Here is a 22,336-nt window from a genome sequence, read left to right as displayed (position 1 = left end):
TAAGGTTTTCTCTTTTTATCTGATCGTTATTCCGGATTCCATTCTTTCCTTGTCAATTCCAGATATACACGGGTTCCTTTTCCCACCTCTGAATCAATCCATATCTTATGTCCCATCTTATCCATGATCTTTTTGCAAAGATACAGTCCAATCCCGGTAGACTTCTTATCTGCTCTTCCATTATATCCGGTAAACCCTTTTTCAAATACTCTAGGAAGATCTTCTGCCTGAATACCGATTCCATTATCCTCGATCACCAGACACTCCCGTCCTCTTTTTTCTTCCAGACAGATTCTAATCTCGCCGCCATTCTTTGTGTATTTCAAAGCATTAGACAGAATCTGTTCTGTCACAAACTCCAGCCATTTTTCATCTGTAAGAACTATTCGTTCCACCGGCCGGTAATCCAGACGGATCTTCTGAAGAATAAACATCTGAGAATATTTCCGGACAGATTGTTTCAGAATCTTATCTAAAGACACCTTCTCAAACTGCAGATCCCCAGACATATCTTCCATGCGGAGATACGTCAGCACCATCTCCACATACTGTTCCATTTTAAAAAGTTCCATCTTCATCTCTTTTAATTCCGGCAGTGCCGGGTTTTCATCTTCCACCGATTGCAGCAATATGTGCATCGCAGCGATAGGTGTCTTGATCTGATGCACCCACATACCATAATAATCACTTAAGTCCTGGCCTTTGATTCTTGCCTCTGATTTCAACTCCAGAATCTTTTCGTCAAAGATCCCCAGTAATTCCTGATAATCCAGTTCCAGAAGATTCCTGCACTCTGGAAGTTCTTTTGTGCACTCCTGCGTGCTCTTCTTAAACCGTTCCAGCAGAAGATGCTTCTTCCGGAAGCGATGATATTCCGTTATTACATAAAGGAGCAGCCACAATATCACCAGCAGCAGTGCATATTTCAACGCATCCATCCTGATATTATAAAGAAATGCTACAACAATAAATATTCCGACCGTTCCGGCATAAAGGCTGATCTCTCTTGTTTTATCTTTAAAAAATGCTATTAACAGTTTCATGCCTCCACCATATATCCTATTCCTTTTTTTGTGATGATCTTTCCGCCAAGGCCAATCTGTTCCATTTTTTTACGAAGTCTTGCCACATTGACCGTCAGTGTATTGTCATCAATAAATTCATTGCTGTCCCAGAGTCTCGTCATAATACTTTCACGGCTTACGATCTTCCCTGTATTTTCCAGAAGTATCTGCAGAATCTTGAATTCGTTCTTGCTCAGTTCCAGTTTCTGGTCCTGATACAGAACTGTCGCATCTGCCAGATTCAGGATCGCACCGTTCCACTCCATGACATCTGCCGTTCCACGAAATTCATAGGTTCTTCTTAACACGGCCTGCACCTTTGCCGTCACCACATTCAGGTCAAACGGTTTCTCGATGAATTCATCGCCGCCCATATTCATTGCCATCACAATATTCATATTATCATTCGCCGATGACAGGAAAATGATCGGCACCTTCGAGATCTTCCGGATCTCCTGACACCAGTGAAATCCATTAAAAAATGGAAGCACAATGTCCAATAACACAAGCTGCGGCTCAAATTCCACGAATTTTCCCATTACGTCTTTAAAATCCGTCATACATTCTGCCTGATAATTCCATTTTTCCAAATGGTTTTTCAGTCCGCCTGCTATTGTTTCATCATCTTCCACGATTAAAATCTTATACAATCTTTCTTCTCCCCATACTTCAAACTCTGTCCTTATCTGCGTAAGTTACCATCGTCATCTTTTCTAATGCGCGGTGACAAAAAGGACAAAAGTTTAACACTTTTGCCCTCTTATCGTAATACATTTGTCATGCAATTGTCAATTCCGGCTTTCTTAAGATTTCTTTCGAATTTCTGAAGAACTCCGGCTCCATTCCATATGCATTTCTTTCTATATTATTTCTACAAATGTTAGTGGAAATAATGTGCCCCGATCTTCATTCCGGCACCGCCTTGATCAAAATACAGACAGTTTCCAATCGGATTCGAGCCATTCAACGCATCTCCAGCAGCCTGCAGAGCTGTCTGTGAATATCCCTTTGAACTTCTCACTCTGTTCAGCCATCCGGTCGCTGCCGGTCCGAACTGCCCGGACTGATAGATGACTTCTTCGATGGAATTCGGATAACTTCCACTCTTTACACGGTTCATGATCACCGCACCGACGGCAACCTGGCCTTCATACGGCTGGTTTCCTGCTTCGCAGTAGATGATGGATGCAAGCAGTTCCTGATTGGCTCTTACGTATGCTTCTCTTGCTTCGCGTTCTGCTTTTTCTTTTGCTTCCTGCTCTGCCTTTTCTCTTGCGAGGCGTTCTTCCTCTTCTTTTTTCGCTATATTGTCTGCAATTACCTGCTGGCTTGCATCCGTCATTTCCTGCGCAGATGCCACGATATTCTGTGATATCGCCTGTACAGCAGTGTGTGTATTCGTATTTTCCCCTTTTGTTTCTGTGATTGTTGTTACTTCCGGCTGTTCAGAGGCTGCCTGACTGGTAAAACCAGTTGCCATTACTGCGCATGCTGAATACAGCACGAACATCGATTTCAGTCTCTTCGCTTTTAACATAATATAAATACCCTCCTGATTTTGTTGCAATGATTTACATTTCTTTTAATAAAGTATATTCATTTTTTTCAACTTTATTACAAATATTACAAATTTGTTACAAGCAACGATTGGTATCATATCATGTATGTCTCGTTTTGTCAACTTTTTTATTTACTTTTTTAAAGTCTGCAGATTATGCTACTCTTTTTTCTTATTTTTAGCGTTCATTTTTCTCCGTTATTTCTCTGCTCCTTAAGCTTCTCTTTTACAATAGCTTACTACTGTTACAATTAAAAATACCGGGATACAGATTACTGCCGCAATCATGATAATATACGGTGTCCAGTAATATCCACTGCCGATTTTCACGCGTCAAAATTCTTCCTCCTGAGGGCGTCCCCTGTATATAGAACGTATTACATGATGTAAATAATCACATATTTTAATGTTTGGCAACAAAAAAGCAGCATACTGCAAAATAATCATGCTGTATGCCACTTTTTATTTATGTTTTTACAAACATTACAAATATTAATTATTCAAATTCTGTTACATAAAATTCATTTACGCAAAATCCGATTGTCCAAACTCTATTTGATCTTAGCAATGTCGATCAGTGTCAGTTTCTGGATATCTGTATTCTCAAGACTGGTGATCAGAGCTTTTGCTGTATCGATCGCTGTCAGTACATTGACACCTGTCTCGATCGCATTTCTACGGATCACGAATCCGTCTCTTGAGTGATCAGCTCCCTGCGGAGGTGTGTCGATAACCAGGTCGATCTTATGTCCGAGGATCAGATCCATAAGGTTCGGAGATTCCTGCTCAATCTTATTGACTGTCATCGCTTTCACGCCTGCATCTGTCAGGACCTTGGCAGTTCCTTCTGTAGCAAAGATCTTGTAACCGATCTTCTCGAATCTGCGTCCGATCTCTACTGCTTCTTCCTTATCTTCATCACGAACTGTCATAATCATGTTCTTGTGTTTTGGAAGTTTGACTCCGGCACCGATGAATGCTTTATAAAGAGCCTCATCAAATGTCTTGGCAATTCCCAGACACTCTCCGGTAGACTTCATCTCAGGTCCAAGGCTGATATCAGCACCGCGGATCTTCTCAAATGAGAATACCGGCATCTTGATTGCAAAATAATCTGCTTCCGGCTGTAATCCAGGTGTATAACCAAGTTCTTTGATCTTGTGTCCGATGATCACTTTTGTTGCAAGTGGTACGATCGGAATACCTGTTACCTTACTGATGTATGGAACAGTACGGCTGGAACGAGGGTTAACTTCGATTACATATACATCTTCTCCACATACGATGAACTGGATGTTAATCAGTCCGATTACATGTAAGGATTTTGCAAGTCTTCTTGTATATTCGGCAATCGTCTCTTTTGTCTTCTGAGAGATGCTCTGTGCAGGATATACAGAGATACTGTCTCCGGAATGGATTCCGGCACGCTCGATATGCTCCATGATACCTGGAATCAGGATATCTTCACCGTCGCATACGGCATCTACCTCAATCTCTTTACCCTGTAAATATTTATCAACCAGGATTGGATGATCCTGTGCGATACGGTTGATGATTCCGATGAACTCATCAATATCGTGATCATTGATCGCAATCTGCATTCCCTGTCCGCCAAGTACGTAAGAAGGTCTTACCAGTACCGGATAACCCAGTCTGTTTGCAACTTTCTTCGCTTCTTCTGCTGTAAATACAGTTCCACCTGTCGGTCTTGGGATCTCGCACTGCTCAAGAATCTCATCAAACAGCTCACGGTCTTCGGCTGCATCTACATTTTCAGCAGATGTTCCAAGGATTGGAACGCCCATCTTCATAAGAGATTCTGTCAGCTTGATTGCTGTCTGTCCACCGAACTGTACAACTGCTCCGTCCGGTTTTTCCAGATCTACGATACTTTCTACATCTTCCGGTGTCAGAGGCTCGAAATACAGCTTGTCAGCGATATCGAAGTCTGTACTTACTGTCTCAGGGTTGTTATTTACAATAATCGTCTCATATCCTTCTTTGGCAAATGCCCATGTACAATGTACAGAACAGAAGTCGAACTCGATACCCTGTCCGATACGGATCGGTCCGGAACCAAGTACCAGTACTTTCTTCTTGCCGGAAGTTTCAACTACTTCATTCTCACTTCCGAATACAGAGTAGTAATATGGTGTCTCTGCTGCGAACTCAGCCGCACAGGTATCAACCATCTTATAAGAAGCTGTGATGCCATTATCATGACGAAGGTCATGGATCTCACGCTCTGTCTTTCCTGTCAGTTCTGCGATCACATTATCCGGGAACTCTAAGCGTTTTGCTTCTTTTAATGTCTCTGCTGTTAATTCTTCTGTCTTTAATTTCTGTTCCATCTCTACGAGAATTGCGATCTTGTCAATGAACCAGTTGTCAATCTTTGTAATTCTGTGAATGTCTTCGTAGCTGATGCCCTGACGGATTGCTTCTGCGATCTTCCAGATACGACGGTCATCTACAACTTTCAGTTCTTCTAACAGTTCTTCTCCTTTTAAATAAGAGAAGTCATAAGACATAAGGCTGTCTACATGCTGTTCCAGAGAACGGATGGCTTTCATAAGTGCTCCCTCGAAGTTATCACAGATACTCATAACTTCTCCGGTCGCTTTCATCTGTGTTGTCAGTGTACGTTTTGCGCTGATGAACTTATCAAATGGAAGTCTCGGGATCTTTACAACACAGTAGTCAAGCATAGGCTCGAAACTTGCATATGTCTTCTTTGTTACTGCGTTCTTGATCTCGTCCAGTGTATATCCAAGAGCGATCTTTGCTGCAACCTTGGCAATCGGATATCCTGTTGCCTTAGATGCAAGTGCAGAAGAACGGCTTACACGAGGGTTAACCTCGATTACACAGTACTCAAATGAATCTGGATTCAGCGCATACTGTACGTTACATCCACCAGTGATATTTAACTCACTGATGATATTAAGAGCAGATGTACGGAGCATCTGGTACTCTTTATCGCTCAGTGTCTGAGAAGGTGCTACTACGATACTGTCTCCGGTATGTACACCTACAGGGTCCAGGTTTTCCATATTACATACGGTAATGCAGTTACCATTGCTGTCACGCATTACTTCGTACTCGATCTCTTTCCATCCTGCGATGCAACGTTCTACCAGAACTTCCCCAACACGTGAAAGACGAAGTCCGTTTTCCAGGATCTCTACGAGTTCTGTTCTGTTATCCGCAATTCCGCCGCCGCTTCCACCAAGTGTGTAAGCCGGACGAAGTACAACCGGATATCCGATACTTTCAGCAAATTCGATACCAGCCTGTACATCCTTTACGACTTTAGAAGCTGCACAAGGCTCGCCGATTTTTTCCATTGTCATCTTGAATTCCAGACGGTCTTCGGCCTTTTTGATCGTCTCAGAAGTAGTACCGATCAGACGTACGTTGTTTCTTTCAAGGAATCCATTCTCATCCAGCTCCATAGCCAGGTTCAGTGCTGCCTGTCCACCCAGTGTAGGAAGGACACTGTCTGGTTTTTCCTTTAAGATCAGCTGTTCTACCACCTCAACTGTCAGAGGCTCGATGTATACGCGGTCTGCGATATCTTTATCTGTCATGATCGTAGCCGGGTTAGAGTTCAAAAGGACTACTTCCAGACCTTCTTCTTTTAATGAACGGCAGGCCTGTGTACCTGCATAGTCAAACTCCGCTGCCTGTCCAATGATAATAGGGCCAGAGCCAATTACTAATACTTTCTTAATATCTTTAATTCTAGGCATTATTTTGCTCCTTTCATCATATCCATAAATCTATCAAACAGGTATCCGGAATCCTGTGGTCCAGGACAAGCCTCCGGGTGGAACTGAACTGTGAAAATATTCTTTCCTTCGTATGCAAGTCCTTCGTTGGTTCCGTCATTTACATTGATAAATGCTTCTTTTGCGATAGCCGGATCAATGGTTGTACCATCAACTGCATAACCATGGTTCTGTGAAGAAATGTATACTCTGTTGTTTGTCAGATCCTTCACCGGATGGTTACCGCCGCGGTGTCCATATTTCAACTTATAAGTCTTTGCACCATTTGCAAGTGCCATAAGCTGATGTCCGAGACAAATTGCAAAAATAGGAATATCAGTATTGTATAACTTCTTGATCTCTTCGATAATAGATACGCATGTTTCCGGATCTCCAGGTCCGTTAGACAACATAATGCCGTCCGGATTAGCAGCAATAATCTCTTCTGCTTTTGTTCCTGCCGGATAAACTGTAACTTCACAGCCGCGTTCATTTAAAGACTTGGCAATGTTCTTCTTTGCACCGAAGTCCATAAGAGCAACCTTCGGTCCATTGCCTTCTAAGACATATTTTTCATCACATGTTACTTTTGATACCACATCACCAACTGTATATGCTTTCAGTTTTGGGAGAATCTCATCTAAGTTGTAATTCTCGTTCGTGGTGATCATTCCGTTCATGGTTCCCTTTTCACGAAGAATCTTCGTAAGGGCACGTGTATCAATTCCTGCAATTCCTGGAATATCCTGTTCTTTCAGGAAATCCTGAAGTGTTCCTTCACAACGGAAGTTGCTTGGCATTCTGGAAAGTTCTCTTACGATATATCCATCCGGCCATGCCTTCCTTGACTCCATATCCGGTGTGATGCCATAATTTCCAATCAATGGATAGGTCATTACTACGGCCTGTCCCGCATAAGAAGGGTCGGTTAATACCTCCAGATAACCTGTCATTGAAGTATTAAACACTATCTCGCTAATCATGTCTTTTGTCGAACCGATACTGGTTCCGGTAAAGACAGTCCCGTCTTCTAATATAAGAAATGCTTTCATATATTCACCTTTTCCCTTCTGTGTTTCTTTTTCTTTTTTCATGAATCCATACTGCTGTACTTCAGGTACATTTTCTATATTTGGGCAAAAAAAATTCGTTGTTACAAAGAATTTTTCTTAAAAATACAGAATAAAAGGCAGTTTGTGCAAGCACAAAACCGCCTCGTTTTTCATACATCGGTACCAGACAATTTATGTCTTCACAAATTGTAAAAATTATACTACATAATCCGAGGATTTTCAACGGATATTTTTGTTTTTTTATGAATACTGCCAAAATATTACAATCTTGTGTAATCTCGGGTCATCGATGTACTGGTACTTCACCTGCGATAATCCATAGTAATCCGCCAGATTCTGCGCTGCTTTTGCAAGTTCTTTCTGGAAAATGTCATCGTGCGCCTGACTGTAGACGGATGTATCTGCGAATTTAAAAATTGTAGCACTTTTCTTCGCCCAGATAGCCTGGTTCATGGCTTCCAGTACCTTCTTGGCATCATACTGTGTGTAATACATTCCGTTTACCACGTAATAATTGCAATCCATCTTGCTGCACTCTGGCATCTGTGTATCCTTATCCAGAATATGTGTCTGAAATAACTGCGTATCATCACAACACATATAATCATAGCTGATATTTGCCTTATTACCAGAAGCCTCTGCATCTTGACCTGAATTTTGCTCTGTATCCCGGGATGTATCTTCTCCTTCTTCCTGTTGGAACACCGGATCTCCCCAGGTTGTGTCGACATAATAATAATCGCCGTTACATTTCACCAGATTCCACGCATGGTTTCCGCCTTCCGTCGTCTTTCCCGTCACATAAGTACAGAACACGCCAAGCCGTTCCAACAAATACTGCGTTGCTTTCGAATATCCAGCACATACAGATTTCTGATTGACAAATACGCTGTAGATGTTCTGATTATCCGGCGCGCTCTCATCATACTCTACTTCATCTACGATTTTTTCATATACATAGAGAATTTTGTGATAGTCATCTGCATCGGCATCCAGATCTGCCAGCCACTTCTCTGCCGCCTGCATAATCGCGGTCTGCATCTTCTGGCTTTCTTCTGCTGTGTAAAAATATTTCGGTTTCAGGACGGTATAACTTTCTGTTCCTTTATAAGTCGTAGCCGTTGCTGTCCCGTCACACCAGAAGATGTCCGGCTGATCCTTCATCAGCTTCTGAAAAATCTGATTTGTCTCATCTACATCCGCGTTATGTACATAAATTTCCTCCGTGTGGTTTCTGACACCTTCCAGAATTTCCTGATAGACCTGCCTTTGTTCAGTCGGCAACTGCTGATAATAATATTTCTCCGTGTTCTCTTCTTCCGTTATGGATACTTTCTGATAAGGAATATCTTGTTTTTTATTTGAACCAAATTGTTCAAGTTCCAGATATCCGCCCCTTTCTGCTGCTGCGGTTCCAAGAAAGAGAATGCATGTCAGAATCAGGATGATTAATTTCTTTTTTCTTCTTTTTCTATATATCCGTAAACACCTTCTTTTCATGCTCTGTTCTACGCTCCTGTTTCTGTTATTTTTAAGATGTTCCATACTTTGTGTAACAATCTGTCTCTTTTATTCCCTGTATCTTCACATTTTTCTTATTTTTGCATACTCTGTCAGTAACAGAGTCTTAAAAGAGGTCCTATTTTATGAACGGAACGACTCCAACCACTCAGGATACTCCCGACAAAGGCCGTCTGCAGATTAATCTCGTATCTGACATCTCTGCCTATCCGATTCAGGGGGCTCAGATTTCCATCTTCTACACGGGTATTCCAGAAGCTCAGTTAGAACAACTTACTACCGACAGTTCCGGGCAGACCGATACGATTGATCTTGCGGCACCACCGTTAGAATACAGCCTGAATCCAGAAAATGAAGTCCAGCCATATTCCGAATATACCATGCAGATCACCGCCGAAGGCTTCGAGTCGGTCAGTATTGCCGGTGCTGAAATTCTCGCCGATGTCACTGCCATTCAGAATGTCAGCATGAAACCAATCGACACTCCCGAAGACGAGGAAACCGTATTCGTCATTCCGGCTCATACATTATATGCCACCTATCCGCCTAAGATTCCCGAAGACGAGATCCAGCCGACCTTCGAATCCGGAGAGATTGTCTTAAGCCGCGTCGTGGTCCCGGAATACATCGTAGTTCATGATGGAAGTCCACGCGACTCCACTGCCAAAAACTATTATGTGAAGTATAAGGATTATATCAAAAATGTAGCTTCCAGTGAAATCTATGCGACCTGGCCGGAGGATACCATTCGGGCAAACGTACTGGCAATCATGTCTTTTACTCTGAACCGGGTATATACAGAATTTTACCGGAACCGCGGATATGATTTTACGATCACTTCTTCAACCGCATTTGATCACAAATGGATTCCGGAACGGAATATCTATGATACGATCTCTGTGATAGTGGATGAATTGTTTGCCGATTATCTTTCCAGACCGAATGTCAAGCAGCCGATACTGACGCAGTATTGTGACGGACGGCAGGTACAATGTCCGAATTGGATGACCTTTTTGCTATAACCTATAAAGTGGATTTTTACCTATTTATAATACTATCCTACGTATATTTTACCACCATATCGTGCAGCAATCCAGCCTGATGGAATCTGCATCCAAATGTCATTACCGATCGTTCTGGATGCTCTACTCAGATTCTTTATTTTTTCATCCGACCATCCGCTTCAAAATAATATTCTTTTCCGTCGATCATTTTCTTTCCCGTAACCATGCTGCCTTCCGGATAACCAGCTTCTGCTTTTGGTCTGCAGTAATATGTCTGACCATTTACTGTAACGAATCCAGTACACATAGCTCCACGAGGCCCGCCCGTCTTTGGATTGAGATAATACCAAAATCTACCGTCAAGCAGCCATCCTTCCTGCATAGATCCTTCCGGATGTTCTGCATATACCTGCTTATTCAGGAAATACCATTTGCCATCTACTTTTCTCCATCCTTTTACCATACGGCAGTCAGATTTGAAGTAATACCAATGTCCTTTGATTTCTTTCCAGGTATCATGAACGGCATAACCTCCATTGTCAAACCAATACCAGTCTCCACCGATCTGTTCCCATCCATTTTTCGTATAACTTCCGTCTGCATGGCGATACCACCATCCAATTTTATCGGCTACCCAGCCGGCTTGTGCTGTTGTTCCGATTTCGAATGCGCCAAGAATTCCTCTTGCAAGTGTATCCAGGTTGTTATTAAATTTATTAAGATCTGCCTGGTTTGTAATAAATCCACATTCAAGCAGTCTATAACTATATCCCCTGACTGCCGCCCTGTTTACATTGGCAAGATTGCTTCTTCCAACAATTGTATTTGCTCTTCCGGGTGTAAACCCGCCAATAAAATGAGCAAGAGCTGTATCATATGCATCTGGTTTGTATCCAGATTTGATAATTACATGGCCACCTCTTGCCGAAGCACTGGCTCCATCCATATGAAGTTCAATAATCTGCCAGCTTTTCGGTATTGACAAGGTGCTAATCCCTTTGTCAGCATACCAATTTCGACTTGTGTCTCCTACTGTTACATTGCTACCACCAAGTGCAGACAGTCTCTTAGCTAACGCCCGGACTCTCTCTGCCTCCGTATACATCTTTTTGCCGATATATCCTACTGCTCCGCTGTCTCCAGCTCCGTGTCCGGCTATAATAAATAAATGTGCCATAATTACTCCTTTCTGTGCGACGTCGCACAAATCTCTAATTTGCAAATACCCAATCTTCCGCAAGCATATCTGTCTGAGACGGTGTCCACGGCACTTTATTTTTAGGCGCATAAGGATTTTCTGTCTGTAATCCAGTAGTGTTGATATATATGAACGAATGCGTCATATAATTGAATGCTTCAATAGTTGTTCTTGCTGTAACTCTGTCGTATTCTTTCACTTCTTCACTTAGTTCAGAATACGGAATCATATCCGGGTGATCTGTAACTCCCTGTTTTTTCTTTTCTTCCCACCATGCGTTATGCACTGCTTCTGCAATAGTTTCAAGATTGACTTCTGGCGAATACATTTCCAGATAGATTCCTTTACCATTCCAACCTTTACGAGCAACCTTGAAACCTCTCTTCAGATATTTGATTGCCTCTCCGAACGAGAATGTATTCTCGCCTCCGAGTTCTGGACAATTCTTTTCGTCGGCAACAATCCAATCGTCACTCGCAATATTCTTAAACGTATACTCCGGTACCTGTGTCTCTCGGATATCCATTTCTATACCATCTTTTGTATGCATGATAATTGTTTTCTTTTCTTTGGACCAATACCAATATCCGCCCCAGCTTGGCAGTTTTACTTTCAATCCACTTTCCATTAATTTAAAGGCTTCGCTAAAATACATAGGCTTTTTTCCTCCTTTTAAAAAGAGGACGATCACTCGTCCTCCGAATTCTTATCTTCCTTCTTATCTATATTAATCTGTTCTTCCACCTGCGATCTAATATGTTTAACCAGTGGTTGCAGGAAAGCCGGAATATTTACTCCCATGTCCTGTATATTTTCCAAAATTGAAATAATTTCATTACAGATTAGCCACATCGCCACCACGCATGCGATCAGGAATGTAACCGGCACCGGCTTTCCGATCGTTGTGGCTGCATATAGCAACAGTTCGTCAATTATTGCACCTACTACCACTAAAAGCCACATAGAAACTTTTTTAAAAATACCTCTTATGCTCTTATAGGAATTAATATCCTGCGACCTGTATTTGCTCGCCATCAAACCCGTAGCGTAGTCTATCAGGTTACATGTGACCAATAATATTACCGGCACCGCCAGAACACCCAGGAGAGCCGATATAAAGGCGAATACCGCCGTGAAAATTGCTTTGATATAATTTGCCTGTTCCATTTTCATATACCTCACTCTTTCTTAATTTTTTTGTATAAAAATAAGACCTTACGGTCTCGCTCTGATTTCCATATGCTTTCCTTTCTGCATATAAAAAGAGTAGAAGCCGTATTAATAAGCACGACTCTACTCTTTCATTTCTCCTAGTATACATCTGTGTATTTTCTTTTTCCCATTAATCCTATATTCTAAGCATATCACACTCCCTTTTAGACTCTGTTTTCGCCAAAGCATAAGTTCTTTCTCTATTTTTTTGCTTTTTGTTGTTCTCCCTGGTATATTTAATAAATCTGTACCATCGTAATACACTGCCATTTGTTCTGTTAAATCTGTAAAATACTGTTTTTCCCCATTTTTATTTTCAAGATATACTTTACAATTATTAACCCCACACGTTGTTTGTTTTTTATTGGTCACTAATAGTTCAAACGAGGCAATAATCCTTTTCCCTCTTATTTCAGTGTACTGACCATTTGAATATGTATGTACAAATTCTTGCGGAGCTGCATGAAAATCATTAATTTCTACTACTATTCTCCCCGTATTAAGCGAAAAACAATTTAAAATCCATCCAACAACCGTCCCTAAAACAGTGGAAATAAGCGAGATAATTACTTCTTTTGGCATCGATGTTTCTCCTTCGTATTTTTGTAAAAGACAGTGTACCACTTTTATATATAAGATTCAATCTCTTTGTCTTATCTCTGATCTCCCAGTATCAACGCCAGCTTCTTGGTTCTTAACGCATCTCCACCACCGGCAGAGACTTCCATGTAGCAGTCTGCATCGTTCTCCACGATGGTTGTTCCTGCTAATTAGTGTTCAGCGCTTCCTTGATTGCTTCCAAGTCATCCGTGGTCAATGCTGGATAATCTGCTGCAATGTCTTCAAAAGCTTCTCCATTCTTGATTCTGATACGAAACGCTCTTACCATGATTTTCATTTTTAAATTGTTTAAAGTTTTCATAGTTATCCTCCTATAATATCTGCCATCATCAGTATAATATCGTCCTCTTTAATTAACTAGCTCTTGTAATAATCCAATGTGTTTAGCGTAACCTCTAATTTATCAATCAGTTTCTGATGTCCGTCAGCATTTAGATGTAATTTGTCATTTTCCCAATACTTAGAAAATTCTGTCGGGTTTGATGGAGAGTAGAAATTAAAGCAACAATCACATATAGGCAATGAGTACATTTCAGCACATTCTTTTACGATGTTTTCTTTCATTTCCATAACGCAAAAATCTGTATTATTCCCATTATTTGGTTGCAGTATGACAATAATATCCGCAGACGGAAATGTTTTTTGTAAAGTTTCTAAACAATACTTTGTTGCTCCGTAAATTTGTCCTTTGTCAGTGCTGTATCTATCACCTATTCTGTCAATGCCTTTTTCTGTATCAATAGTAGTCCAATCATTCGCCCCACCCATGAATGTAATTAGCTTTACATCAGTAGTAGTATAGGCTTTCCCGTTTATTGTAATTGGAAATGACGCTATTAATTCATCTAATCTTGTTACGAACGATTTAATTGTGTCTTGACCTTCTCCCTCTGGTCTTGCAATCTTTGATGATGCTAAACCAACGTTTTTTTGGATAAGCCCATGTTTCTGTGCAAATGTGTCGAAATAGCTATTAAGATATGCCGTATAGCTATCGCCAAGTGTAACCATAAGTCCACCAGAATACAATTTTGTTTCATTTTCTCGTTGCAGTGGCTTATTTACTGGGTACAGATTGAGCCCATTATACGTTAAAACTCCTTGCCGTGATTGTGTGCCATCGCTCTCTTCGTAAATTTTATAATCTGCCACTTCTAGTTTTCCAGATTCACCACCACCGATTTCTATTTCATTTCCGTGACCATCAAAAAGTTTTGCCATTTATTCTACCTCCATAGATTTAAAATGGGCATGCAAATCGGTTACTTCTACATCATTTAACACTTTGTTGTACATTACTGCTGCCGCTATTGTTCCCATATTGTAAACAGTTGTTGGTTGCACTGGCGTTGACTTCCATTTTTTAAAATCGGTAATTTCATTGCCATTATACGTTTTTAGCAATGTACCATCAACATACATTTTAATTACATTTGCTGATACAGTAATCGTCAATGACATATACTCGTTTCTAGTTATATCTGGTGTAAACTCTTTTACAGTAACTTCTGTTGCAGACGTATTTATATACCTTGGGGCAAGTATGATTTTTCCAGTCGACACGTTGCTTTTTTTGGTGGAATTAAGTATATTGGGCACTTCCGTCGAATACATTGCGATTGTGAAATCTGTACCAAGGTCAACTAATTTGCTTTCATTATCTTTTTTGCGAACATCTCTAAACAAATACTGTCCAATACCGCCTTGACTTGCTGTTTTAGCAGACCCTCCAAAAGTAAAATAATTACCTGTCTCATCATCACATTTATAGACATTTCCCCAACCAGAAAGGTTATAAGATGTCATTTCTTTGTTGCGGAAATCAAAATTTGCAAGCAATCCGTCAGAAGGTAGTAGTGCACCACTGTTTTTCTTTGCAATAGCTGTTATTGTTACATTTCCCGTTACACTGTTTATTGTTATAACGCCATTGTTATATGCCGTATTTGTTATATCTACGCCGCCCATAACAACTGTTACACTGTTAATCTTGTAGTTTTTGTTCGGTACAATAGTTGTTGTATATGATTCTCCTTTTTTTACATTAAATGCAGTATTTGTGCTTGTAACGTATGTTAGATTTTGGACAATCGACCACGCATCTGTTGGCGTATTTTGGGTGCTTAATGCGTTTTCCAATGCTTCTATGTTTGCTTTTTGATTTACTGTATAGACAGCGTTCTTCAATATTGCAATTAATAAATTTTTTGCTGTATCCGGCAATCCTGTTCCACTAGTGTTGTTCCACGACTGTTTCTCTTCGTCTGTAACGGTTCTGTGCGTGGTGTCCTCCTCCAGATCGGACAGCTTTTTCGGTACGTTAATTGGATTCGCTTCCATATAGGTAGATACTGCTTCTGTTACCTTCTCCTGTGGGATTTCCGTCACATTATCCAATCTGGTTAAGATCTGTTCGATGATATCCGGATTTCTGGCCACTACCTCATCTGTAGCTTCCAGACCTTCCAGTACGGTACCTTCTGCAAGGGTGGTATTCCATTCCAGTTCCGTGCCTTTTTTGGCGCACAGGACAAACTTGACCGTCCCTTTATAGGATACCACGTCCGGACTGATCAACCAGGAAAAGGTGATATAGTCCCCATCTGCTTGCACGTCCTCGACAAGGTACGGATATTTTTTTCCATTGGCGTTTTGGTAGTTGATATACAAGTGCAAGGTTGTTAGATCGATACCATCGCCTACCACTTTCGGGCACCGGAAATGTTTCCGCTCCGTGTTGCCGTCGCTAAAAACGCCAAAAATCTTTTCCGTCTCTGGCACCGTGATTGTACGTGACTCCGGATTGACCGTAAAAATATCATTGACCGGTTCAGCTTCCGAAGCTGCTAACGCTTCTTCTAATGTCATTCCTGCCTCACCTCCACTTCGTTTGTTGTGATTCTGTACCCTTTTCTTTCTCCTACCAGATATATTTTCCATCGCTTACATCCCGTAATTTCATCTGGTACGGCACATTTGCTGTTTATGATCGGGACAGGATATTCTTTGTCGTATCTCGAAAAGACGGCCGCTTTCTTGCAACCGTCCCACTCTCTGTCGAAGTTATATGCTGCATACAGATAGCCTTTCGTACCAGCAATTAATCCGGAAAAGTCTCCGTCCTTACTTAACTTTTGTCCGTTAATCCGGAACTGCAGTATTCTCATTTTGCTCCCCTCCTGCAATCAGATCCGCCATCATTAGTACGATGTCGTCCGTAGTTACCTCGAGTGCGTCGATTCGCTCTAGCTGCGACTTTCCAACTTTATGTAATACAACTCCTAGGATTCCTGCTGTGTATTTCATGATTCCCTCAAGTTCCGTGTAATTCTCATAAGTGCCAATCGTAGATTCTCTTTCCTTGATGATCATCTTCTTGGTCTTCATGCCATCCTGAAAGATTGTCTTCAGATTCTCTTCAGTTTCTGATATTGTTTTGATCAGCAGGCTCCCGTCCGGCCGGGTGCTCGCTGACTGGACAGTCAACTCTGTTGCATCATTGAATGTAATTTTCATGGATATCACTCCTTTCAAAAAAGATACCTGATAAAGGTGTCATGTTGATAAGTTGCTAAAGTAAATTAAGCAAGTTTCACCATTTCCATGTACGAGCTTCCAGTAGTTGCCGCCGCACCTGACGCATCGGATTTTCTTATTTGCGGCGAAAGAACAGTGCCATTTTCAAGGTAGATAATTCGACTCATATTCACGTTCGCGGCAAAACCATTATACGAATACTGAGCGCCGAAAAGCACATAGTTATCATCAACGATCGTTCTATTTGCAATGACTTGTGCTTGAATACACGCTGATGCACCTTGGTTTGCGCTACCTTGTGCATACATAGTCACACAGTATAAACCTGATTGTTTTATAGTTACGGTCGCATTTGCACCAGTTGTGGTTTTGTAACAAGCATCATCAACAATTGGTTTGCTAGAGCCGATATTTTTTGGTGTTGTGGACAAGTTCCATGATTTTCCCCACTTACCGATCAATACATTATTTTTGCGATTATTTATTTTGTCATTTAATTCAGTAAGCTTGTTGGACAAATCCTTATTTGTCTGAGCAATCTCCAGCATCTTCGTTACTTCCGTAATATTAATTCCGTCAAAATGAACTTCAAATGCCGGACAATCGTCCACAAGATCACCTTCCTGTAAATTTCCTTTTGTATATTCCGGAACTGTCGGATTAGATTCTGCCGGCGTGCCCATAATCACGATCCATTCATTCTTTTCTGTATTATCCTCTTCATTTCTTGTGTACCGGTTAACAACCAGATCTATCCTCTTCATCCCCTGTGAACCATTTGTAAGTTCCACTTCATCATAAGTCCCGATTTTTACAGAAGACACATTTCCATGATGGCACATCATTCCGCTTCGGATTTTTAACGAATTGTTGGACACCAACTCTGGCTCCAAGTTTTCTCCAGATGGCAATATACAACTCCCATCACCAACGATTCCTTCAATGATCTGCCGAAACTGTTGGCTTGTAACATGGGGTCTCCCGACTCTTCCACTAACTATCTCCATTATCATTCTCTCCTTCCAATTCGTATTCTTTGGATTCAATCCTATTAGTAATACTGTAGATGATATTTTCTATTGGTTTGCTCGAATACATCCCAGTAAGATAATCCCGCCCTCCTACAACATCACCTATATCTACATCGATTCCAAGTTTTGCTATATCCATGCCAAACTTTTTTTTACTGCACAAATCCTGTAATTTCTTCGTACTCTGGCTTTCCAGTTCATCTGTCTCTGTCGATGTATTTTCATACACTTGTACAATTTCATCTAAACCTGTATAATACTGTGTTTTCTTAAAAGAACCATCCGGCCAGACGTAGAGATGAAACACGTTTCGATCCTGCAGTTCACCTTTCCCGGTCACGATCAAGTGATTTACTCCATTTCTTTTATCTTCCATCGTGTAATTAAGTCCACAATCCTTAGACAGCTCAATCTCATCAGAATAGTCCGCAATCGGTACTGCTTCGATCAAAATATATCCCGGGATTCCTTTCTCACGCTTATGCCGAATACTCAATCTATATCCAACAGATTTCAGCATCTTTGTAATTCCTTCCAGTAATGTACAATAACGATCGAACTGATAATTACTCACTGCAGCACCCGTATCTGTGCCAGACACAACATACAATCCGCCAAATTCCGGTTCTATCAGTTTCTTAAGAATTGCATTTAACTCCCCGGACACCACCCTGTAATCACTTCCGACCGGCGGCTCTATTACTTTCATTGCCATGCGTCCACGCCATGTATAGCCTTTCAGCTCTACATAATCCAGAGTTGTATCTGTCAACACATCTTCGATAATTCCGCCAAATTCCGTATCTGGCACATACACCAGATTTCCGAATATCATTTCTTCTGTCCAGTTACATCTGGCAATCTTGATGGAAAATTCCCTATCTTTGTTAGCATCAAAGGTGCAATTCGCATCTAACAGTGGATTCGTTCCTATTTCTCTGCTCCTTGTCGCCAGAATTACCATGCTGCCTCCTTCCGCTTCAGAAACACATATAAATCTATTCCGAAGTCTCCGCTCCAATTTACTGATATCAATCCGGATGGGATTTTCTTAAATACAGAATAATCATATCCACGGACATCAAACAAATTCGCCGTTGTTCCATTGGAAAGATATTTCATGATCGTCTGCTCCGAGCTGTTTATAATCAAATATTCATTCTTCTCTAACGTAGTAAGGACTTCATATGGATAACCATTCATCAATACTTTAGGATTTACGCATGGTCCGTATATGATCATTTCGAAATCGGACGGAATAATATGATCAACTTCAAATTCTGCAGTCCCTCTTTTCTCGTTCATAAAATCAAATGGAAAATCACAAGCAAAATCCAAGCCGCTATCTGCAGTTATTTCTTTTTGCGGGAAAAATCTTTTTTCCAAGACCGTGATCCAAGACAATTCCGGAGCAAGGAATGTAAGCTCTACCTCCGTATACACATATCCTTTCCATCCCGTTTTCTTGGTCTTATAAATCTGACACGGCAAGAACGTATCATTCACATATAAACGCCCGTAATTCCCTGTTTCAGCATCCACAGAGATGATTCTATACAGCGTTTCCATGTTCTTCGTGAACTCTTCTCTCTTTCCAAATACGTCCAAGGTAATTACCTTTTCATAACCATCCTCTGTCTCTTCCCATGTACTGTCAAACCAGTCCGCATCTATTGTACGAAAAGGTGCCCTGGTCAACCAGAGCACCTCTCCCTTACTGTTCTTATAATATGCCTTTATCATAATGCCGACACCGCTCCTTTCGGTAATGGCTCATCAATTCTCTTTGTTCCCAGATAGATTGGACGCTTCGCCATTTTTTCTGCAGCTCTCATCTGGATTTTTTCTAACCGGTCATAATCGATATCTTTTCCTCCATCGAATCCCGGATAATTCTTTACTCTTCCAATTGTCTTGTCTGCAGTTCTCGCCGATAATGCAAGATCTACGGACTTCTGCAATCCGGATACCGCTTTCTGCACACCCACGTTCATAGACTTGATTGGAATATTCTTCTCGAATCCAATTCCCATACCAAGAGCCATCATCTTACCTACCTGGTCGCGGAATACTCGAGATGGTGAATGAATTCCAAGAGCACTCTTTGCCGCATCTAATGCTTTGTTTGCTGCACTTTTCGCTGCTTCTACGATTGCACCGGCTGCACCGGTTAATCCACTGGCAATGCCCTTTATAATATTCATTCCAACACTGCCCCAGTTCACACTGGTAAACGCATTCTTAATCTGGCTTACCATGTTTGGAATCTTTCCGATCAATGCCGGTATTCCCTGCACTAGTCCAACAGCGAGTTTACTTATGATCTGCACTCCTGCGGTCAGAATCTTTGGAAGATTCGTTATGATAGTCGATGCAAGCTTTCCAATAATCACTGGTGCCTTTGCTGCCACCAATGGGATTGAATTTGCAATTCCACTTGCGAGGCCTTTCATTAAGTTAAGTCCCGAAGTAATTAATTGTGGAAGATTGCTTATCAATGATGTGACCAATGTCAGTATCATCTGTACTGCACATGGTATCAATTGAGGTAATTGTGCTGCCAGACTGCTCGTCAATGTGGATATAATGCTTACTCCGGCAGTAATCAATGCCGGCAGATTCACCGTAATTGCATTTAGGATTCCCATGATCAGCGTTGCGCCCTGAGCAACCAATCCTGGTAATGCTGCAGTAATGCCATTAGCAAAGTTCGTGATTACTTCCGGTCCTTTGGTCTGTGCGAGTAATAACAACTGATCAATCTGTGTACCGAATTGACTGTAGATCAATCCCATACCGGCAACAATGATTGCTGCTCCTGCGCCGATGTTAATCAGCTTAAAGAATGTCGGTGCAAATGTAGCTGCTTTAGCCAGGATTGGTTTGAAAGCATTTCCGATAATACTGCCGTATCCAGAAATTTTCGTTCCGACATTTCCAAGTCCCTGCATCACTGCAGAACCGATGTCCTTAAACGGCGCTGTAAATTTTCCAATCGCTCCGGATATAGGTGACGCTAATTTTGATAATTGATTTTTAATGCCTGCGCCATAATATCCTACCCGGTACGATACCTTCCCAAAAGCGCTACTTATTCTATCTCCCACGCCTTCAAAAGGAATTTCTAATGCATTGCCAAGGGCCTTGAACATTCCTCCAGCATTGTTTAATGACGAAGATACACTCTTCACCGTTCCAGGTATTTTCCCTATCTTTCCGACAGTCCCATCAATAATTCCATTGAATCCGCCAACTGCAGTTTTTACAGTGCCAACAGCCTTTCCAAGCCCTAACAGTCCCGGAGCTATTCCAGTCAGAACAAGCGCTGTCTTTCCAAAGTCTTTCAGTTCTGCAGATGACATCCCTTTTGTCTTTTCTGCCAATCCAGAGATCGCATCTGTAAATCCCTGAATCATCGGAATCTTCTGGCCGATCTCATCCACAAATCCGACAAAACCGCCTGAATTATATGCATCATTCAAATCAGAGATTACAGACACTGCAACTGCCGCAACTTCTTTCAATGGCTTTTCCAAAGATTCGTAGATGGATATTCCAAGTCCTTCCAATCCAGATTTTAAGATTGTAAGCTGACCTGCAAGGTTATCCTGCATGGTCGCCGCCATTTCAGCCGCCGCGCCATCTGCATTATCAATTGCAGATGATAACTTATCGAAATCGCTCTCAGAGGCATTAACAATAGCTAACAATCCGGACATGGCTTCCTGACCGCCAATAGCTGCAGCTGCTGCCGACTGTTCGTCTTCTGGAAGTTCTTGTAAAGAATCACGCATATTCTCCATCACTTCCATCAGTGACTTCATGGATCCATCGGAATTTTTCAGTGAAATTCCATACTGATCCATTGCCTCAGCAGCTTCTTTCGGAGGCTTTGCCAGTCTCGTCAGGATACTTCTGAGTGTCGTTCCAGCTTGCCCGCCTTTAATTCCTGAATTAGCCATCAATCCAATCGCCATAGAAAGATCTTCGATGTTGTATCCCAATGCTCCAGCCAAAGGCGCTGCGTATTTGAATGTCTCACCCATCATGGAGACATTTGTATTGGCATTGGAAGATGCCGCTGCCAATACATCAGCAAAATGTCCAGAGTCAGACGCTTGCAATCCCATCGCAGTCAACGCATCCGTTACAATATCAGATGTCGTTGCCAGATCTTCTCCGGATGCTGCTGCCAGATTCATGATACCCTCAATACCATTGAGCATATCACTGGTCTTCCAGCCAGCCATTGCCATGTATTCCATAGCCTGTGCTGATTCTGTAGCAGAGAACTTTGTCTTGGCTCCCATTTCCTTGGCTTTATCCGTTAATTTCTGGAAATCTTCTCCAGTGGCTCCTGATATTGCAGAGACTTTAGACATCTCTGCCTCAAATGCAGCTCCAACTTTTACCGCTGCCGCAATACCAGTTCCTGCAGCTGCTCCCAGTGCGGTAACTGCACGTGTCGCAACCTTTAAGCCGGATTTTCCAAGCTTTCCAAGCTTGCTTATACCGTCATTAAATCCTTTTTCATTTATCTTGGTATCAAAATTTAAATAGCCGTCTGCCAATACTATCATCCTTTCTGATAGCACGGCTCAACGGCTCACATGTGCTTTATATCTTTATTTTTATTTCTCTCTTACACTCCCGACAGTTAATATACACACCATCACATTTGGCGGTATCATCATATATCAATAATTTCTTGCCGCAATAAGGACACCGGAACCATTTTCTTTCTGTC

At 41.5% G+C, this 22,336-nt stretch carries 20 protein-coding genes; 1 reads left to right on the top strand and 19 read right to left on the bottom strand.

Features of this window, described 5'->3' with window-relative positions:
- Positions 1-26: 26 nt before the first annotated feature.
- The 6 genes from NQ508_RS06085 to NQ508_RS06060 form a co-directional block, all read right to left on the bottom strand.
- A complete protein-coding gene (locus tag NQ508_RS06085; RefSeq protein WP_006426776.1) occupies positions 27-1,043 on the bottom strand; it encodes a sensor histidine kinase in 1,017 nt (338 codons plus the stop codon).
- On the bottom strand, positions 1,040-1,714 hold the full coding sequence (locus NQ508_RS06080; RefSeq protein ID WP_044919626.1) for a response regulator transcription factor: 675 nt from the start codon (positions 1,712-1,714) through the stop codon (positions 1,040-1,042). The genes NQ508_RS06085 and NQ508_RS06080 overlap by 4 nt, the downstream gene beginning before the upstream one ends.
- Positions 1,715-1,944: 230 nt before the next feature.
- Positions 1,945-2,601, bottom strand: a complete 657-nt coding sequence (locus tag NQ508_RS06075) for a cell wall hydrolase (RefSeq protein WP_006426778.1) — start codon at positions 2,599-2,601, stop codon at positions 1,945-1,947.
- Between the two features lie 572 nt (positions 2,602-3,173).
- Positions 3,174-6,374 carry a carbamoyl-phosphate synthase large subunit gene (gene carB / locus NQ508_RS06070; RefSeq protein WP_006426780.1) on the bottom strand — a complete coding sequence of 1,067 codons (3,201 nt, stop codon included), beginning with the start codon at positions 6,372-6,374 and terminating at the stop codon, positions 3,174-3,176.
- Complete coding sequence (locus NQ508_RS06065; protein WP_044919737.1) at positions 6,374-7,444, bottom strand: carbamoyl phosphate synthase small subunit; 1,071 nt, start codon at positions 7,442-7,444, stop codon at positions 6,374-6,376. Before NQ508_RS06065 ends, carB begins: the two co-directional genes overlap by 1 nt.
- 261 nt (positions 7,445-7,705) lie before the next feature.
- A complete protein-coding gene (locus NQ508_RS06060; RefSeq protein WP_044919740.1) occupies positions 7,706-8,965 on the bottom strand; it encodes a transglutaminase domain-containing protein in 1,260 nt (419 codons plus the stop codon).
- 146 nt (positions 8,966-9,111) lie between these two features.
- On the opposite strand from NQ508_RS06060, the gene NQ508_RS06055 reads away from it, so the two are divergent.
- A complete protein-coding gene (locus tag NQ508_RS06055; protein ID WP_006426783.1) occupies positions 9,112-10,008 on the top strand; it encodes a carboxypeptidase-like regulatory domain-containing protein in 897 nt (298 codons plus the stop codon).
- A gap of 136 nt (positions 10,009-10,144) precedes the next feature.
- Here the strand turns inward: NQ508_RS06055 and NQ508_RS06050 are convergent, their stop codons facing one another.
- The 13 genes from NQ508_RS06050 to NQ508_RS05990 all read right to left on the bottom strand — a co-directional run bounded on the left by NQ508_RS06050 (position 10,145) and on the right by NQ508_RS05990 (position 22,160).
- A complete protein-coding gene (locus tag NQ508_RS06050; protein WP_006426784.1) occupies positions 10,145-11,167 on the bottom strand; it encodes an N-acetylmuramoyl-L-alanine amidase in 1,023 nt (340 codons plus the stop codon).
- A 34-nt stretch (positions 11,168-11,201) separates the two neighbouring features.
- A complete protein-coding gene (locus tag NQ508_RS06045) occupies positions 11,202-11,843 on the bottom strand; it encodes a Thoeris anti-defense Tad2 family protein (RefSeq protein WP_006426785.1) in 642 nt (213 codons plus the stop codon).
- A gap of 32 nt (positions 11,844-11,875) precedes the next feature.
- On the bottom strand, positions 11,876-12,355 hold the full coding sequence (locus NQ508_RS06040; RefSeq protein WP_330370980.1) for a phage holin family protein: 480 nt from the start codon (positions 12,353-12,355) through the stop codon (positions 11,876-11,878).
- 126 nt (positions 12,356-12,481) lie between these two features.
- Positions 12,482-12,982: a hypothetical protein gene (locus NQ508_RS06035; protein ID WP_006426787.1), complete on the bottom strand. Its 501-nt coding sequence runs from the start codon at positions 12,980-12,982 to the stop codon at positions 12,482-12,484.
- A 184-nt stretch (positions 12,983-13,166) separates the two neighbouring features.
- The gene (locus NQ508_RS06030; protein ID WP_006426789.1) at positions 13,167-13,322 is read right to left on the bottom strand and encodes a DUF433 domain-containing protein; all 156 of its coding nucleotides are present in this window, start codon (positions 13,320-13,322) and stop codon (positions 13,167-13,169) included.
- A 56-nt stretch (positions 13,323-13,378) separates the two neighbouring features.
- On the bottom strand, positions 13,379-14,242 hold the full coding sequence (locus NQ508_RS06025) for an SGNH/GDSL hydrolase family protein (protein ID WP_006426790.1): 864 nt from the start codon (positions 14,240-14,242) through the stop codon (positions 13,379-13,381).
- Positions 14,243-15,889 (bottom strand): hypothetical protein, encoded by a 1,647-nt coding sequence (locus NQ508_RS06020; RefSeq protein WP_006426791.1) that lies wholly within the window; start codon positions 15,887-15,889, stop codon positions 14,243-14,245. It abuts the gene before it with no gap.
- Positions 15,886-16,188, bottom strand: coding sequence for a hypothetical protein (locus NQ508_RS06015; protein WP_006426792.1), 303 nt, complete (start codon positions 16,186-16,188; stop codon positions 15,886-15,888). Before NQ508_RS06015 ends, NQ508_RS06020 begins: the two co-directional genes overlap by 4 nt.
- Complete coding sequence (locus tag NQ508_RS06010) at positions 16,163-16,537, bottom strand: hypothetical protein (protein WP_006426793.1); 375 nt, start codon at positions 16,535-16,537, stop codon at positions 16,163-16,165. The genes NQ508_RS06015 and NQ508_RS06010 overlap by 26 nt, the downstream gene beginning before the upstream one ends.
- Before the next feature lie 65 nt (positions 16,538-16,602).
- On the bottom strand, positions 16,603-17,565 hold the full coding sequence (locus tag NQ508_RS06005) for a hypothetical protein (RefSeq protein WP_207635647.1): 963 nt from the start codon (positions 17,563-17,565) through the stop codon (positions 16,603-16,605).
- Positions 17,552-18,553 (bottom strand): Gp37-like protein, encoded by a 1,002-nt coding sequence (locus NQ508_RS06000; protein ID WP_006426795.1) that lies wholly within the window; start codon positions 18,551-18,553, stop codon positions 17,552-17,554. Before NQ508_RS06000 ends, NQ508_RS06005 begins: the two co-directional genes overlap by 14 nt.
- Complete coding sequence (locus NQ508_RS05995) at positions 18,547-19,332, bottom strand: hypothetical protein (protein ID WP_006426796.1); 786 nt, start codon at positions 19,330-19,332, stop codon at positions 18,547-18,549. Before NQ508_RS05995 ends, NQ508_RS06000 begins: the two co-directional genes overlap by 7 nt.
- Positions 19,329-22,160, bottom strand: coding sequence for a phage tail tape measure protein (locus NQ508_RS05990; protein WP_044919629.1), 2,832 nt, complete (start codon positions 22,158-22,160; stop codon positions 19,329-19,331). The genes NQ508_RS05995 and NQ508_RS05990 overlap by 4 nt, the downstream gene beginning before the upstream one ends.
- Between the last annotated feature and the right edge of the window lie 176 nt (positions 22,161-22,336).

This window comes from Dorea longicatena, from assembly GCF_025150085.1.
Classification (GTDB): Bacteria; Bacillota; Clostridia; order Lachnospirales; family Lachnospiraceae; genus Dorea_A; species Dorea_A longicatena.
The sequence above is the reverse complement of the archived record's forward strand: the minus strand, read 5'-3'. Positions and strand labels throughout refer to the sequence as shown.

Bases quoted from the DNA above. Each gene is read 5' to 3' on its own strand.
- NQ508_RS06085 (WP_006426776.1), bottom strand. From the start codon at position 1,043: ATGAAACTGTTAATAGCATTTTTTAAAGATAAAACAAGAGAGATCAGC.
- NQ508_RS06075 (WP_006426778.1), bottom strand. From the start codon at position 2,601: ATGTTAAAAGCGAAGAGACTGAAATCGATGTTCGTGCTGTATTCAGCA.
- carB (WP_006426780.1), bottom strand. From the start codon at position 6,374: ATGCCTAGAATTAAAGATATTAAGAAAGTATTAGTAATTGGCTCTGGC.
- NQ508_RS06065 (WP_044919737.1), bottom strand. From the start codon at position 7,444: ATGAAAGCATTTCTTATATTAGAAGACGGGACTGTCTTTACCGGAACC.
- NQ508_RS06060 (WP_044919740.1), bottom strand. From the start codon at position 8,965: ATGAAAAGAAGGTGTTTACGGATATATAGAAAAAGAAGAAAAAAGAAA.
- NQ508_RS06055 (WP_006426783.1), top strand. From the start codon at position 9,112: ATGAACGGAACGACTCCAACCACTCAGGATACTCCCGACAAAGGCCGT.
- NQ508_RS06050 (WP_006426784.1), bottom strand. From the start codon at position 11,167: ATGGCACATTTATTTATTATAGCCGGACACGGAGCTGGAGACAGCGGA.
- NQ508_RS06045 (WP_006426785.1), bottom strand. From the start codon at position 11,843: ATGTATTTTAGCGAAGCCTTTAAATTAATGGAAAGTGGATTGAAAGTA.
- NQ508_RS06040 (WP_330370980.1), bottom strand. From the start codon at position 12,355: ATGGAACAGGCAAATTATATCAAAGCAATTTTCACGGCGGTATTCGCC.
- NQ508_RS06035 (WP_006426787.1), bottom strand. From the start codon at position 12,982: ATGCCAAAAGAAGTAATTATCTCGCTTATTTCCACTGTTTTAGGGACG.
- NQ508_RS06030 (WP_006426789.1), bottom strand. From the start codon at position 13,322: ATGAAAACTTTAAACAATTTAAAAATGAAAATCATGGTAAGAGCGTTT.
- NQ508_RS06025 (WP_006426790.1), bottom strand. From the start codon at position 14,242: ATGGCAAAACTTTTTGATGGTCACGGAAATGAAATAGAAATCGGTGGT.
- NQ508_RS06020 (WP_006426791.1), bottom strand. From the start codon at position 15,889: ATGACATTAGAAGAAGCGTTAGCAGCTTCGGAAGCTGAACCGGTCAAT.
- NQ508_RS06015 (WP_006426792.1), bottom strand. From the start codon at position 16,188: ATGAGAATACTGCAGTTCCGGATTAACGGACAAAAGTTAAGTAAGGAC.
- NQ508_RS06010 (WP_006426793.1), bottom strand. From the start codon at position 16,537: ATGAAAATTACATTCAATGATGCAACAGAGTTGACTGTCCAGTCAGCG.
- NQ508_RS06005 (WP_207635647.1), bottom strand. From the start codon at position 17,565: ATGGAGATAGTTAGTGGAAGAGTCGGGAGACCCCATGTTACAAGCCAA.
- NQ508_RS06000 (WP_006426795.1), bottom strand. From the start codon at position 18,553: ATGGTAATTCTGGCGACAAGGAGCAGAGAAATAGGAACGAATCCACTG.
- NQ508_RS05995 (WP_006426796.1), bottom strand. From the start codon at position 19,332: ATGATAAAGGCATATTATAAGAACAGTAAGGGAGAGGTGCTCTGGTTG.